The 15,160-nt window shown below is 63.9% G+C and carries 14 protein-coding genes; 11 read left to right on the top strand and 3 right to left on the bottom strand.

The genetic code is table 11. The features are described from left to right. Nucleotides 1-54: 54 nt before the first annotated feature. From JG739_RS01675 to JG739_RS01625, 11 genes are all read left to right on the top strand, one after another. Nucleotides 55-699, top strand: a complete 645-nt coding sequence (locus JG739_RS01675; RefSeq protein WP_202364964.1) for a methyltransferase family protein — start codon at nucleotides 55-57, stop codon at nucleotides 697-699. Nucleotides 700-839: 140 nt separating this feature from the next. Then, nucleotides 840-1,496: a methyltransferase family protein gene (locus JG739_RS01670; protein ID WP_202364963.1), complete on the top strand. Its 657-nt coding sequence runs from the start codon at nucleotides 840-842 to the stop codon at nucleotides 1,494-1,496. Nucleotides 1,497-1,673: 177 nt separating this feature from the next. Further along, a complete protein-coding gene (gene rpmI / locus JG739_RS01665) occupies nucleotides 1,674-1,877 on the top strand; it encodes a 50S ribosomal protein L35 (RefSeq protein WP_006201248.1) in 204 nt (67 codons plus the stop codon). 93 nt (nucleotides 1,878-1,970) lie between these two features. Beyond that, nucleotides 1,971-2,372 carry a 50S ribosomal protein L20 gene (rplT, locus tag JG739_RS01660; protein ID WP_023796882.1) on the top strand — a complete coding sequence of 134 codons (402 nt, stop codon included), beginning with the start codon at nucleotides 1,971-1,973 and terminating at the stop codon, nucleotides 2,370-2,372. Between the two features lie 95 nt (nucleotides 2,373-2,467). Continuing rightward, a complete protein-coding gene (pheS, locus tag JG739_RS01655; protein WP_202364962.1) occupies nucleotides 2,468-3,553 on the top strand; it encodes a phenylalanine--tRNA ligase subunit alpha in 1,086 nt (361 codons plus the stop codon). Continuing rightward, nucleotides 3,550-3,975, top strand: coding sequence for a GFA family protein (locus JG739_RS01650; RefSeq protein WP_202364961.1), 426 nt, complete (start codon nucleotides 3,550-3,552; stop codon nucleotides 3,973-3,975). Before pheS ends, JG739_RS01650 begins: the two co-directional genes overlap by 4 nt. Beyond that, nucleotides 3,972-6,380: a phenylalanine--tRNA ligase subunit beta gene (gene pheT, locus JG739_RS01645; RefSeq protein ID WP_202364960.1), complete on the top strand. Its 2,409-nt coding sequence runs from the start codon at nucleotides 3,972-3,974 to the stop codon at nucleotides 6,378-6,380. The genes JG739_RS01650 and pheT overlap by 4 nt, the downstream gene beginning before the upstream one ends. Before the next feature lie 458 nt (nucleotides 6,381-6,838). Beyond that, the gene (locus JG739_RS01640; protein WP_202364959.1) at nucleotides 6,839-7,417 is read left to right on the top strand and encodes a cytochrome b; all 579 of its coding nucleotides are present in this window, start codon (nucleotides 6,839-6,841) and stop codon (nucleotides 7,415-7,417) included. 69 nt (nucleotides 7,418-7,486) lie between these two features. Continuing rightward, on the top strand, nucleotides 7,487-8,062 hold the full coding sequence (locus JG739_RS01635) for a YceI family protein (protein WP_202364958.1): 576 nt from the start codon (nucleotides 7,487-7,489) through the stop codon (nucleotides 8,060-8,062). A 373-nt stretch (nucleotides 8,063-8,435) separates the two neighbouring features. Further along, nucleotides 8,436-9,422 carry a Gfo/Idh/MocA family protein gene (locus tag JG739_RS01630; protein ID WP_202364957.1) on the top strand — a complete coding sequence of 329 codons (987 nt, stop codon included), beginning with the start codon at nucleotides 8,436-8,438 and terminating at the stop codon, nucleotides 9,420-9,422. A gap of 38 nt (nucleotides 9,423-9,460) precedes the next feature. After that, nucleotides 9,461-11,119, top strand: coding sequence for an FAD-binding dehydrogenase (locus JG739_RS01625; RefSeq protein ID WP_202364956.1), 1,659 nt, complete (start codon nucleotides 9,461-9,463; stop codon nucleotides 11,117-11,119). Nucleotides 11,120-11,124: 5 nt separating this feature from the next. On the opposite strand, the gene JG739_RS01620 is transcribed toward JG739_RS01625, so the two are convergent. The 3 genes from JG739_RS01620 to JG739_RS01610 form a co-directional block, all read right to left on the bottom strand. Continuing rightward, complete coding sequence (locus tag JG739_RS01620; RefSeq protein ID WP_202364955.1) at nucleotides 11,125-12,066, bottom strand: alpha/beta hydrolase; 942 nt, start codon at nucleotides 12,064-12,066, stop codon at nucleotides 11,125-11,127. Nucleotides 12,067-12,285: 219 nt separating this feature from the next. Continuing rightward, on the bottom strand, nucleotides 12,286-13,068 hold the full coding sequence (locus JG739_RS01615) for a carnitinyl-CoA dehydratase (protein WP_202364954.1): 783 nt from the start codon (nucleotides 13,066-13,068) through the stop codon (nucleotides 12,286-12,288). Continuing rightward, nucleotides 13,061-15,139, bottom strand: a complete 2,079-nt coding sequence (locus tag JG739_RS01610; RefSeq protein ID WP_202364953.1) for an acetate--CoA ligase family protein — start codon at nucleotides 15,137-15,139, stop codon at nucleotides 13,061-13,063. The genes JG739_RS01615 and JG739_RS01610 overlap by 8 nt, the downstream gene beginning before the upstream one ends. Between the last annotated feature and the right edge of the window lie 21 nt (nucleotides 15,140-15,160).

Here is a 15,160-nt window from a genome sequence, read left to right as displayed (position 1 = left end):
AAGTTGCATCGACAAGGTTGCCGGTTGCCGGTCCTCGCGGCGAAAGGATTGTCCATGGCCGCTGCGGCACGTTCTCCGATTGAAAGATCGTTCGACGAAATGGGCCGCTATCAGCGGCGCCGGCGCGTCCTGCTGGCGCTGCTGATCGGTGCTTTTTGCGCTTTGCTGATCTTCGGCGGCTCCACGCACGATGAACTGGGCCACGAACGCATAGAGGGGCAGTACGGCATCGCCCTGATACTGATCGGGATCGGCGGCCGGCTCTGGTCGATCCTCTATATCGGCGGCCGCAAATCGGCCGAACTGGTTGCTACCGGCCCATATTCGGTGATGCGCAACCCGCTGTATTTTTTCTCCACCGTAGCGGCCGGCGGCATCGGCGCCCAGACCGGCAGCGTGATCGTCTCGGTGGCGTCGGCGGTCTTGTGCGCGGCCGCGTTCCACATCGTCACGTTGCGCGAGGAACGGCATTTGACGACCGTGCTCGGGGCGCCGTACCAGGACTACATTGCCCGGGTGCCGCGGTTTTTTCCCAATCCCCGGCTTTATCGCGATCAGGCCGAAGTCACCTTCACGCCGCGCATTTTCAATCACACGCTGCGCGACGGCTTGATGTTCGTGGCTTCCATACCGTTTTTCGAACTCATCGAGTCCGGACAGGAACACGGTGTAATTCCCATCCTTTTCTGGCTGTATTGAGCTGCGGATGCCGGCAAAGAGGCGACATGCATTAAATACGCCTCAATCAACTTGCAGAGGCGTCCCGGCGACCGGCGGGCCTGATTTCTTGGCCAGACGCTGCGGTCGCTGGCAAGTTCCTCGACAATCGGATTCCCGAAATGCTCAATGAAGTTAAATCGGCGCGGGCCGAACAAGCGCAGGCCAGGCGTGCGCTGGGCAGATATCAGCACGCGCGCAGGATGGTGCTTGCCGCCCTCGTGGTCGTCATGTTCGCAGCGCTGCTGTTTGGCCAGTCTGCTTTTCCTCCCGAAAGCGTGCCGCACGAAACAATCGAAATGGTCGGCGTCCTGCTGATCTTTCTCGGCATTGTCGGGCGCTTGTGGTCGACGCTCTATATCGGCGGACGCAAATCCTCCGAGGTGGTTACCGGCGGACCCTATTCGATCACCCGCAATCCGCTCTATCTCTTCTCCTCGATAGCTGCCGCCGGCGTCGGCGCGCAGATGGGCTCGATCACTGCGGCGATCGGCTTCGCGGTGATTTGCGCCGCCGCCTTTCATGTCGTCATCCTGCGCGAAGAGACGTTCCTGAAGGAGGCCTTCGGAACGCCATTCCAGGCCTATATGGCGCGAGTGCCGCGCTTCTTCCCGAAGCTTTCGCTGTATCAGGAAGGCGACACCGGCAGCTTCAAGCCGCGCCTGCTGTGGACGACCCTGCTGGACGGACTGGTGTTCCTCGTCGCTATGCCGTTTTTCGAATCGATCGACGGCGCCCAGCAATCGGGCCTACTGCCGGTGCTGTTCCGTTTCCCATAGGCACAAGATGTTGCTGAGCACTGGGTGTTGCGCGCCGCCCCGCTTTGACGTATAGCACCGCCGTTCCCAAAAACCGCCCGGCAGGGCATGCCGTGGCGGTTTCATTTGCTTTTCGGGCTTTGGTCGGCCTGAAGCGAACAAAAAGCGCGATGATGCGCACATAAACGGAGTAGCAAAATGCCCAAGATGAAGACCAAGTCAGCCGCCAAGAAGCGGTTCAAGATCACAGGTACGGGTAAAGTCCTGTCGGCTGCGGCCGGCAAGCGTCACGGCATGATCAAGCGTTCCAACAAGTTCATTCGAAATGCCCGCGGCACGATGGTTCTGGCTGAACCGGATGGCAAGAAGGTCATCAAGAATTTTCTGCCGAACGGCCTCTAAGGCATTCGGTCTGGACACGCATTTGTTTTACGCAATTCCGAACGGAAAACCGCTGAGCACTTTTCCTGGAATTGCTTTTAAGGAGATCATGACATGGCACGCGTAAAAAGAGGCGTCACCTCGCACGCCAAGCACAAAAAGGTCCTGAAAGCCGCCAAGGGTTTCTACGGCCGCCGCAAGAACACCATTCGCATCGCCAAGCAGGCGGTGGAAAAGTCGCTGCAGTATGCCTACCGCGACCGCAAGAACCGCAAGCGTTCGTTCCGCGCTCTATGGATCCAGCGCATCAATGCCGCGACCCACGAGCATGGCCTGACCTATGGCCGGTTCATCGACGGTCTTAACAAGGCCGGCATCGAGATCGATCGCAAGGTCCTGTCGGACATGGCCATCCACGAGCCGCAGGCATTTGCCGCCCTTGTGGCCAAGGCCAAGGTCGCGCTCGAGTACCTCAAGAACACCACGCCGAACGCTTTTGAAAGCGCTGTAGCCTAACCAGCGCCTTCCCAAGCACATCGACACTTGATTTGGGAAACCCGCGCTGGCACGGCTGGCGCGGGTTTTTCTTTGCCTTCAATCGAGTCTGAAACATGAGTGACATGGAAACTCTCGAAAATTCCCTGATGAGCGACATTGCGTCGGCCGCCGACGAGCAGGCGATCGAAGCCGTGCGCGTTTCAGCGCTCGGCAAGAAGGGCTCGGTCTCCGAAATGCTGAAGATGCTCGGCTCGATGAGTGCAGAAGAGCGCCAGATAAAAGGCCCGGCGATCAACGGTCTCAAGAACCGCATCACCGAGGCGCTTACCGCGCGCCGGGCCGAGCTCAAGGACGCAGCGATCGCGGCACGGCTCGCGGCGGAAAAGGTCGACGTCACGCTGCCGGTGCGGCAATCGCCGGCTGAGCGCGGCCGCATCCATCCGATCAGCCAGGTCAGCGACGAGATTGCCGCGATCTTCGGCGACCTCGGCTTTGCCATCGCCGAAGGTCCTGATATCGAGACCGATTACTACAATTTCACCGCGCTGAACTTCCCGGAAGGCCATCCGGCGCGCGAGATGCATGACACCTTCTTTTTCCAGCCGGACGAGAAGGGCGAGCGCAAGCTTTTGCGCACCCACACCTCGCCGGTGCAGATCCGCACCATGGAGGTGCAGAAGCCGCCGATCCGCATCGTCATTCCCGGAAAAACCTACCGCCAGGATTCCGATGCCACGCACTCGCCGATGTTCCATCAGGTCGAAGGGCTGGTGATCGACAGATCAGCCAACGTCGCCAACATGAAATGGGTGCTGGAGGAGTTCTGCAAGGCCTTCTTCGAGGTACGCCAAGTCAAGATGCGCTTCCGGCCGAGCTTCTTCCCGTTCACCGAACCCAGCATGGAGGTCGACATCCAGTGCGACCGTTCGCGGCCGGGCGAGGTGCGCTTCGGCGAAGGCTCCGACTGGATGGAGATCCTCGGCTGCGGCATGGTCCACCCCAATGTGCTGAGATATGGCGGGCTCGATCCCGACGAATGCCAGGGCTTTGCCTGGGGCATGGGCATAGATCGCATCGCCATGCTGAAATACGGCATGCCGGATCTGCGCGCCTTCTTCGACGCCGATGTGCGCTGGCTGTCGCATTACGGTTTCCGGCCGCTCGACATGCCTACGCTGTTCGCAGGCTTGAGCGCATGACAGCGGCCCATACCGGCGGCTGCCGCTGCGGCGCCGTGCGGTTCGAGGCTTCGGCCGAACCGCACCATATCAGCTATTGCCATTGCGGCGATTGCCGGCGGGCCAGCGGCGCGCCGGTATCGGCATTCGTCGGCTTCATCACCGAGCAGGTCGCCTTCACCGGCAAGGCGCTGAAAATGTTCCAGAACGGGCCGGTGACGCGCTCCTTTTGCGGCATCTGCGGCTCGCCGATCGCCTATGTCGACGAGCGGCTGGCCGACCACATCTATATCATGCTCGGCGCCATGGACATGCCGGCCTATTTCAAGCCGACGCACCACGCCCATGTGCGCGAGCAACTGCCCTTCCTGCACATGCCGGACGACTTGCCACGCCATTTGAAGACCAGCGTGCCCAGACCATCAGACGGAACACAGTCATGAAATTCACCCTCTCCTGGCTCAAGGACCACCTCGAGACCGACGCCTCGCTCAACGAGATCGTCGAGCGGCTGACCTCGATCGGCCTCGAAGTCGAGCATGTCGACGACAGATCGAGCCTAAAACCCTTCGTCATCGCCAGGGTGCTGACGGCGGAGCAGCATCCCGATGCCGACCGGCTGCGCGTGCTGACGGTCGATACCGGCGACGGCAAGGCCCCCGTGCAGGTAGTATGTGGAGCGCCGAACGCCCGCGCGGGCCTGGTCGGCGCCTTTGCAGCACCCGGCACTTATATTCCGGGCATCGATGTGACGCTGACGGTCGGCAAGATCAGGGGCGTCGAAAGCCTCGGCATGATGTGCTCCGAACGCGAGCTCGAGCTTTCCGAAGAGCATGACGGCATAATCGATCTGCCGGCCGATGCCCCGGTCGGCACCAGCTTCGCCGCTTACGCCCATCTCGACGATCCGGTCATAGAGATCAATTTGACGCCGAACCGTCCGGACGCGACCAGCGTCTACGGCATTGCCCGCGATCTGGCGGCGAGCGGGCTCGGCCGCCTCGTCGGCGGCGCGATCATGCCGCATGCCGGCAGTGGCATGTGCCCGGTGAAGGTGACGATCGAAGCCCCTGAGCTCTGCCCCGGCTTCGCCCTGAGACTGGTGAAAGGCGTGAACAACGGGCCATCGCCGAAATGGCTGCAGCAGCGGCTGATCGCCATTGGGCTTCGGCCGATCAGCGCGCTGGTCGACATCACCAATTTCGTCACCTTCGATCGCGGCCGCCCCTTGCATGTGTTCGATGCGAACAAGGTCGCCGGCAACCTTACCGTGCGCCGGGCGCGCGACGGTGAAAAGGTGCTGGCGCTTGACGGCCGCGAATACACGCTGACGCCTGACATGTGCGTGATAGCAGACCAGGACGGCGTCGAATCGATCGCCGGCATCATGGGCGGCGAGCATTCGGGCTGCGACGAGAACACCACCGACGTGCTGATCGAATCCGCGCTGTGGGATCCGATCACCACTGCCCGCACCGGCAGGACGCTCGGCATCATCAGTGATGCGCGCTACCGCTTCGAGCGCGGCGTCGATCCTGAATTCATGGTGCCCGGCGTGGAACTGGCGACCAAGCTGGTGCTGGATTTCTGCGGCGGCACGCCGACCGAAACCGAAGTCGTCGGCTATGCCGGTCACACGCCGAAGATCGTTTCCTTCCCGCTGTCGGAAGTGAGGCGGCTGATCGGCATCGAGGTGCCCAGGGACGAGAGTCTCGCCATTCTTGTCCGTCTCGGCTTCAAGCCGGAAGGCGCGGGCGATGTCGTCAATGTGGCGGTTCCGTCCTGGCGGCCGGATGTCGACGGCAAGGCCGATCTGGTCGAGGAGGTCATGCGCATCCATGGCGTCGACAACATCGCCCCGCAGCCGCTCGGCGCGCATGATGCCGTCAACGCCAAGATCCTGACTGTGCTGCAGGTCCGCACCCGCGCCGCCAAACGGGCGCTGGCGGTGCGCGGCATGATGGAGGCAGTCACCTGGTCGTTCATTCCGGCAAAACATGCCGAACTGTTCGGCGGCGGCCGGACCGCACTCAAGCTCGCCAATCCGATCGCCGCCGACATGTCCGACATGCGGCCGTCGCTGCTGCCGGGCCTGATCGCCGCCGCGCAGCGCAATGCCGACAAGGGCATCGGCGATGTCGCGCTGTTCGAAGTGTCCGGCACCTACGAGGGCGATGCGGCCGACCAGCAGCGGCGCGTCGCCGCCGGCGTGCGGCGCGGCACGGCCAAGCTCGAAGGCTCCGGCCGCCACTGGGGCGGCAATGCCGGTCCGGTCGGCGTGTTCGACGCCAAGGCCGATGCGATCGCAGCACTTGAAGCCTGCGGCGCGCCGGTCGAGCGGCTGCAGATCGAGGCCGGCGGCCCGGCCTGGTATCATCCCGGCCGCTCCGGCACGATCAAGCTCGGGCCGAAGGTCGTTCTCGGCACGTTCGGCGAATTCCATCCGAAGACGCTGGAGGAACTGGACGTCTCCGGGCCGCTCTGCGGCTTCGAAGTGTTCATCGATGCCGTGCCCGAGCCGAAGGCAAAGCCGACGCGGACAAAACCGAGACTGGAACTGTCCGCCTTCCAGGCGGTCAAGCGCGATTTTGCCTTCGTCGTCGACAAGACGGTCGAAGCTGGCACGCTGACCCGCGCAGCCCTTGCCGCCGACAGGAAGCTGATCACCAACGTCTCGGTATTCGATGTGTTCGAAGGGGCTGCGCTGGGTGCTGCCAAGAAATCGATCGCCATCGAAGTGTCGATCCAGCCGGTCGAAAAGACGCTGACCGACGAAGATTTCGAGGCGCTGGCAAAGCGCATCGTCGAGAATGTGCATAAGCAGACCGGTGGTGTGCTGAGAGCGTAAGGGGTTGCGGGCACTTGGCGATCACTGTTGTGCCGTGTGAACTGAATGTTCTCCGCAGAAGTTGGCGGGACAGCGCCCCCCTCTGTCCTGCCGGACATCTCCCCCTCAAGGGGGGAGATCGGCTCTCCTCCACCTTCGACCACTAAAAGTCCTGCGACTGAGCACAACTATGGAGCTGCCAATCTCCCCACTTGAGGGGGAGATGTCCGGCAGGACAGAGGGGGGCGTTTCGCGCCAACGTCTCGTAATCATTCTGCATTGCTGCGCTTGAAAGGGGTAGCGCCCCTTTTCAACTGTTTCTTAGCCCGCTGTTATCCATTGACCAGCGCCAGCAGCTCTTCAGTGTAGCGCTTGACGATCACCTTGTCCGGCGCTGCGAGCCTTTATCGATTTCTTCAAGACGGCGGGATAGACTGTCGGCAGTGGAAGAAAGCCGGGGCCGCGATCGTTTGCTGGCCATGCCCGTATTGATCACAAACGACTCGACCCGCTATGGCTGGGCGGCAATCGTCCTTCATTGGCTGATCGCCGCGATCTTCATTGGCCAGTTCGTGCTCGGCTTCGTCATGGTGCGGCTGTCCAGCCAGCGCACCGCCTTCGAACTGATCCAGCTGCACAAATCCTTCGGCTTTCTGCTGCTCGGGCTGGTGATCCTGCGCATCGCCTGGCGTCTCGGCAACGCAGCGCCGGCGCTGCCGCGCTCGGTCGGGCCTTTAGAGCGCCGCGTGGCGCCGCTCGTCCATTTTGCGCTCTACGTGTTTCAGCTTGCGCTGCCTCTGTCGGGCTGGGCGCTGGTGTCGGTGTCGATGCTGGAGATCCCGAGCGTGCCGTTCAACCTGTTCGTCATGCCGGACCTGCCACTCGCGGAATCGGACCCGGCGGAAAGCTTCTGGACCTCGGCGCATTGGTATCTTGCCTATGCCGGCATTGGGCTTGTCGCCTTGCATTTCGCCGCGGCGCTGCGCCATCATTTCTGGCTGAAGGACGCGGTGCTGACGCGCATGATCACGCCTTCGTCGGATCACAAAGCGGAATAGAGCAGGCGGCTCGTTCGTTGATGGGGTGAGGGCGCTAATAAAGCGTTGCCTCCAACAAGGGTCACACCCATGGTTGCACGCATCTTCGGATTTGTGGCGGTCGTCGCTTGCCTTGCCATGCCTGCTTTCGCGGCGATAGCGCTCAGCGACGCCGCCGGCAGCTACACGATCAGCCCGGCCGGCTCCAGCATCCGTTTCTCCGTCGGCAAGGCCGGCGGCGGCGGGCTCGCCGGCGCCTTCGCCCGCTTCAAGGGCAGCATCCGCATCGACAACAGCAATGTCGGGCGCTCCCAGGTCAATATAACCATCTTTCCCGAAAGCGTCGGCACCGGCCAGGGTCGCGTCGACGCCTTCCTTCGCTCCGACGCGGTGTTCGACGCCGCCAACAACCCGGAAATCCAGTTCCGCTCGACCAGCGTGAGACGCATCGGCGAGACGTCAGCCGTCGTCACCGGTCGGCTGACTGCGCGCGGCAAGACTTTTTCGGAAAAGTTCACGGCTGAGCTCGCCGGCCTCAAGGCGGGCACGATCAGATTCCATGTCACCGGCAAGGTGCTGCGGTCGCGCTACGGCATGGATGTTGGCACGCCGATCTATTCGAACGTCGTCGACTTCGACATGACGCTTACAGGTAGAAGGGGCTAGCCTTTGCAGGACCTGGGTTCCTCGCCCCCGCAAAGCGGGGGAGAGGGTGGCCCGGCGAAGCCGGGACGGAGAGGGGGACGACGGTCGCCAAGCCAGAATCCTGCAAGGGCAGGGCGCGAGACTGATCGTAATGCAAACTCAAAAGGCGCGCTCAAACAGCGAATTCCAGCCGTCGCGAAGGCCCCTCTCCGTCCCGGCTTCGCCGGGCCACCTCTCCCCACTTCGTGGGGCGAGGAACCCAGGTTCCGCAGGGGCAGCGCCGGCGTCCCGACAAACCCCAGTTGATCGCCTTGTTCACCGCCACGCTCCCGCATTGGCTTTTTCGCCGATTTCGGGCAAACCTCCATTCCTGCAATCGTGAGGGAGAAGCCTGATGTTCCGATGGGGTGTTTTGTCGACGGCCAAGATCGGCCGCGAGCATCTTTTGCCTGCAATGGTCGAGGCGGAGAACGGCGTGTTGTCGGCGATCGCCAGCCGCGACCTGTCGAAAGCCCGTGCCCTGGCCGATCGTTTCGGCGCCCCCCATGCCTTCGGATCCTACGACGAGCTGCTTGCATCCCGGGACGTCGACGGCGTCTACATCCCGCTGCCGACGGCGCAGCATGTCGAATGGACCGCCAAGGCGATCGAGGCTGGCAAGCATGTTCTGGTCGAAAAGCCGCTGGCGCTCGACGCCAGGAACATTCCGCCGCTGATCAAGCTGCGCGACGCCAAAAACGTGCTGGTCTGCGAAGCCTTCATGGTCGTCTACCACCCGCAATGGATCAAGGTGCGCGAGTTGATCGCCAACGGCGCCATCGGCCGGCTGCGCCATGTCCAGGGCGCGTTCTCCTACTACAATGTCGACCCCAAGAACATGCGCAACCAGCTCGACCTCGGCGGCGGCGCGCTGCCCGACATCGGCGTCTATCCGACGGTGTCGACGCGCTTTTCGACCAGCAAGGAGCCGCTGCGCGTCCAGGCGACGATCGAGCGCGACAAGAAATTTGGCACCGACATCTACTCCTCGATCCGCGCCGATTTCGGCGACTTCGAATTGTCGTTCTATCTGTCGACGCAGATGGCGGCGCGGCAAGTGATGGTGTTCCACGGCGAGAAGGGCTTCATCGAGGTGCTTTCGCCGTTCAACGCCGGGATCTACGACCACCATCGCATCGAGCTGCACAACCAGAACCACTCAGAGGCGCAAGTGTTCCGCTTCCCCGGCATGCAGCAGTACCGGCTGGAGGTCGAGGCCTTCGCGCGGGCGGCACAGGGCGGCACCGACCGCGTCTTCACGCTGGAAGAGTCCGTGCTCAACCAGAAGGTCATCGACGCCATCTTCCGCGCCGGCGAGAAGGAAGGCTGGGAGACGGTCTGACAAGTCGTGGAGCCGGCGGGAGGGGCCGGGGGGAGAGAATGGCTGATAATGCGGATGTGATCATTGTCGGCGCCGGCCTTGCCGGGCTCGTCGCCGCGGCCGAACTGGCCGAGGCCGGCAAGAAGACCATCCTTGTCGACCAGGAGCCTGAACAGTCGCTCGGCGGCCAGGCGTTCTGGTCGCTTGACGGCATCTTCCTCGTCGATTCGCCCGAACAGCGGCGCATGCGCATCCGCGATTCGTACGACCTGGCGCTCGAGGACTGGCTGGGCACCGCCGCCTTCGACCGTGCGGAAGATTTTTGGCCGCGCCGCTGGGCCGAAGCCTATGTCGGTTTCGCCGCCGGCGAGAAGCGCTCCTGGCTGATGCAGCGCGGCCTAAAGTTCTTTCCCGTGGTCGGCTGGGCCGAGCGCGGCGGCGGTAACGCCGTCGGCCACGGCAATTCGGTGCCGCGCTTTCACGTCACCTGGGGCACCGGGCCGGGCGTGCTCGACCCATTCGTACGGCGCGTGCGCGAGGCCGAGAATAGCGGGCTGATCCGCTTCAAATTCCGCCACCGGGTCAACGAGTTGACGCGGACAGGCGCCGTCGTGAATGGCGTGCGCGGCGACATGCTTGAGCCGAGCGATGTCGAGCGCGGCCGCAGGAGTTCGCGTGACATCGCCGGCGACTTCGAACTCAAGGCGCAAGCGGTCATCGTCGCCTCCGGCGGCATCGGCGGCAATCCCGAGCTTGTCCGCAAAAACTGGCCGCAGCGGCTCGGCACGCCGCCCAGGCGCATGATCACCGGCGTTCCCGATCATGTCGACGGCCGCATGCTGGCGATCACCGAACAGGCCGGCGGCAGCATCATCAACCGTGACCGCATGTGGCACTATGTCGAAGGCATCAGGAACTGGGCGCCGCTCTGGACCGACCATGCAATCCGCATCCTGCCCGGCCCGTCGTCGCTGTGGCTCGATGCCCGCGGCAAGCGCCTGCCCGTGCCGCTCTATCCCGGCTTCGACACGCTAGGCACGCTCAGCCACATCATGAGCACCGGCTTCGACTATTCCTGGTTCGTCTTGACCAAAAAGATCATCCAGAAGGAGTTCGCGTTGTCGGGCTCCGAGCAGAACCCCGACCTCACCGGAAAAAGCTGGCGCCAGGTGCTTGGCCGCGCCACATCGGGCGTTCCCGGTCCGGTGAAGGCGTTCATGGAGAAGGGCGAGGATTTCATCGTCGAACCTGATCTGCCGGCGTTGGTCGCCCGCATGAACGCGCTTGTCGGCGGCGAGCCGCTGCTCGAACTGGGGCAGGTCGAGCGCGAGATCCGCGCCCGCGACCGGCAGCTCGACAATCCGTTCTCCAAGGATATGCAGATCACCGCCTTGCGCGGCGCCCGCGCCTATCTCGGCGACCGGCTGATCCGCACGGCTAAGCCGCACAAGATGCTCGATCCTGCCAATGGGCCGCTGATCGCGGTCAGGCTCAACATCCTGACCCGCAAGACGCTGGGCGGCTTGCAGACCGATCTCGACAGCCGCGTCCTGGGTACCAATGGCCAGCCGGTTGAGGGATTGTACGCGGTCGGCGAAGCCGCCGGTTTCGGCGGCGGCGGCATGCATGGCTATGCGGCGCTGGAAGGGACGTTTCTTGGCGGCTGCATTTTTTCAGGCCGCAGCGCCGGCCGGGCGGCGTCGCGGGCAGTGGGGTAGGACCCTCACCAGATCCATTCGCCCCGCCCCAGAGCCGACACCGCATCGACAATCCGGGTAAAGCTCGAGCGCGCACGACCGACCGTGTGCCGGGCTCTGAGATAACCATGCACCAACCCCGGCTCTTCGAACCAGTAGGCGTGGCCGTCTGCCGCGACGACGCGGTCGCGATAGGCCTCGCCGTCCGACGACAGCGGGTCGCATTGGGCGGTGATCAGCACCGTCGGCGGCAGATTGGCAAAATCGGCATCGGCCAGCGGCGACAGCGTGAGATCGCCGGTGCGGTCTTCGCCACCGGTCCTGATATTCGTGTAGAAATCGAGGTCGCGGACCGTCAGCATCGGCGCCTCGGCATGGGTCACATAAGAGCCTTGCGAGCGGTCGCCGCCGAGGCCGGGATAGATCAGCACCTGGCCGATCGGCCTTCGTGCATGGCCGCGCGTCGCATGGCTGACCGCGGCGGCAAGATTGCCGCCGGCGCTGTCGCCGCAAAGCAGGATCGGGCGCTTGTAGGTCGTCGCCGCCCATTCGAAGGCGCTGATGGCATCGTCGAATCCGGCCGGATGCAGATGTTCCGGCGCAAGCCGGTAGTCGACCGAAACCACCTCATAGCCGGTGCGGCTGCAAAGCTCGGCACAAAGGTCGTCATGGCTGTCGAGCCCGCCGAGGATAAAACCGCCGCCATGGAAATAAAGCACCATCGCCGCAGCTTCCGGCGCGGGTGTGCGGTAGATGCGAATCGGGATTGGGTGCGAAGGCGTGGCAATGGCGGTGGTTTCCGCCGTAACGTTGTCTGGGTGGCCGGCAGAGAACTCACGGCACATGCGGTCGTAGATGTCGCGCTGCTGGTCGATCGTGTAGTGGATCGCATCAGGCGGATAGTAGGAATTGGTCCGTTCGATGAAGGCCCAGGTCTCGGCGTCGATGAGTTTTTTGTAGTCGGTCATGGGCGCTGGATGGGCTGCCAAGGTTGAGCCTGAGCACCCCCCTCTGTCCTGCCGGACATCTCCCCCGCAAGGGGGGAGATCGGATGTCGCTTCGGTTTTCGCCAATCTTCAACGCTGCAAGATGGGCTGCAAGGCCGAAGCTGCCAATCTCCCCCCTTGCGGGGGAGATGCCCGGCAGGGCAGAGGGGGGTGGGCCGGATCGCCATCATCTCCACAGTATCACTTCCCCTTCCACACCGGGTCGCGCTTTTCGGCAAAGGCGCGAAAGCCCTCGAGATTGTCCTCCGAGCCGTACAGAGCGTCAACTGTCGCCAATTGGCGGCGCGTCACCCGGTTCATCGCGTCCTGGAAGGTGAGCGCTTCGGCGACCCGCGCCGTCTCCTTGATCGCGGCAAAGACCAGCGGTGGGCCGCTGGCCAGCAGCCGGGCGATCTCCCAGACGCGGTCCTCGAGCTTCTCCTTGGGCAGCACCTCGTTGACCAGGCCCCAGCGATGCGCCTCGGCGACATCCATCCAGCGGCCGGTGAGCAAAAGGTCCATGGCGACATGATAGGGAATGCGCTTCGGCAGCTTGATCGTCGCTGCGTCGGCCAGCGTGCCGGCGCGGATTTCCGGCAGCGCAAAGGAGGAGTGATCCGACGCGTAGATGAGGTCGCAGGACAGCGCCAGCTCGAAGCCGCCGCCGACCGCCATGCCGTTGACGCAGGCGATGACCGGCTTGTTGAGATCGCGCAGTTCCTGCAGCCCGCCGAAACCGCCGACGCCGTAGTCGCCGTCGACCGCATCGCCGTCGGCCGCGGCCTTCAGGTCCCAGCCGGCGCAGAAGAACTTGTCGCCGGCGGTCTTGACGATGGCGACTCGCAGATCCGGATCGTCGCGGAACGCCTTGAACGTCTCGCCCATCAGCCGCGACGTTGTCAGGTCGATGGCATTGGCCTTGGGCCGATCGAGCACGACTTCGAGGATCGTGCCCTCGCGGCGGGTGGTGATGACGTCAGACATTCTTGTTTTCTCCAAGCACCAGCAGCGCGTCGGCGATCCAGGCGCCTTTGCCTTGCGCGCAGACGATCAGCGGATTGATGTCGAGCTCCTCGATCTCGCCGGCATTTTGCTGCACGAAGGCGGCGATGCCTGATATCGCGTCGATGGCCGCCGCGAGATCGGCCTTGGGCCGGCCACGATAGCCTTCGAGCAGCGGGAACAGTTTGAGCCCGCGCAATGCCGCCTCGATGTCGTCGCGGGTCGCCGGCAGCATCAGCGTGACGCTGTCGCGCAGCAGCTCGACCAGCACGCCGCCGGTGCCCAGCGTCATCACCGCGCCGAACATCGGATCACGGGTGAAGCCGACGAGCAGTTCGGCGACACCGTCGCGCACCATGCGCTCGACATAGAGGCCGGTGCCGAGCGCCTCGAGATCATGGGCGGCGGTGCTGACGGATTCGGCATCCCTGAGGTTGAGCCGCACCGCGCCGAGCTCGGATTTGTGGGTGACTCCCAGAGCCTTCAGCGCCACCGGAAAACCGAGCGCCATCGAGGAGATCACCGCCTCGACAGCATTGCCGGCGCTTTCGCCCCTCGGCACGGGGAGCCCGGCCTCGATCAGCCGCGCTTTCGCTTCGGCCTCATCAGGCGTGAAATGACCGCCGGCCGGCGCCCCGGAAGCGGAGGTGTCGATCGGCTGCGCCTGCGGCTCGCGCCATGCCCAGCCGATGAAGGCGGCCGCCTGGGCGGCGTCCATGGCCTCGGCAATGCCGAACAACGGCACCATGCCGCGTGCCATCAGCCCGGCGGTGTATTCCTCGGGCAGGTTCTCCGGCAGCGAGGAGACGATCGCGCCCTGCGCGTTGTTGGTCTTCAGCGCCGATTCGAAGGCGCGCAGCGTCGTCCACCAGTCGGTGTCGGAGCAGCGGTCGGGGCGCGGGAAATCGAGCACCAGCATGTTGAGGTCGAAGCCGCCCGACACCATGGCGGTGAAGGTGGCGGTCATCGCCGGCTCGTTGTTCCAGATGAAGGTGTGGTAGTCGAGCGGGTTGGCCACCGCGACCAGCGGCCCGAGCGTCGATTTGACGTGGGCGCGGTGGGTGTCGGTCAGCGCCGGGAAATTGACCCAGCGGCCTTCGGCGCTGTCGGCCATGACAGACGCTTCGCCGCCCGAACAGCTCATCGACGACAGCCGATAGCCGGGCAGGGGACCGGTCACGTGCAGCAGCTTGAGCGCCTCGATGAAGGCAGGGATGGAATCGACGCGGGCGATGCCGAGCCGCTTCAGGAAGGCGCCAGAGGCAGCGTCCGAGCCGGCCAGCGACGCGGTATGCGACACCGTCGCTTGCCGCGCCTGCTCGGAGCGGCCAACCTTCATGGCGATGATCGGTTTCTTCAGTTCTCGCGCCCGGGCGGCCAGCCTTTCGAAGCCGGCTACCGAATCGAAGGCCTCGATATGCAGGCCGAGCGAAGTGACCCGATCGTCTTCGATCAGGCCGAGTGCCATTTCGGAAAGGCCGGTCTGTGCCTGGTTGCCGGCAGTCATCAGAAAGGCGATCGGCAGGCCGCGCTTCTGCATGGTCATGTTGATGGCGATGTTCGACGACTGCGTGATGATGGCGACGCCGCGGCCACCCTCGGCCAGCCTGATGCCGCCATGCTGGTCGGGCCATAAAAGCGCGCCGTCGGCATAATTGATCAGGCCGTAGCAGTTCGGCCCGATGATCGGCATCTGGCCCGCCGCGGCGACCAGTTCCGCCTGCAATCGCTCGCCATGCTCGTCATAAGCCTCGGTCTCGAGAAAGCCGGCGGCAAAGCAGACGGCACCGCCAGCGCCGCGTTCGGCCAGCGCCCTGACCACTTCTATGGTCAAATGCCGGTTGACGCCGACAAAGGCAGCGTCCGGCGCTGCAGGCAGGTCGGCCACCGAGCGATAGGCCTTGCGGCCGGCGACCTCCTCCTTGGTCGGGTGCACCGGCCAGATCTCGCCGGCAAAGCCCATCTTGATCGACTGCGCGACGACGGCAGCCGCCTGCGCGCCGCCGAAGACGGCGATCGATTTCGGGCGCAGAAGACGTTCAAGCCTGTGCATTATCATCTTTTCGTTTGAGCA

Origin of the sequence: Mesorhizobium sp. L-2-11 (assembly GCF_016756595.1) — a bacterium.
In the GTDB taxonomy this organism is placed as follows: Bacteria; Pseudomonadota; Alphaproteobacteria; order Rhizobiales; family Rhizobiaceae; genus Mesorhizobium.
Note: the sequence above shows the minus strand (reverse complement) of the source record. Positions and strands in the feature narration are given on the sequence as shown.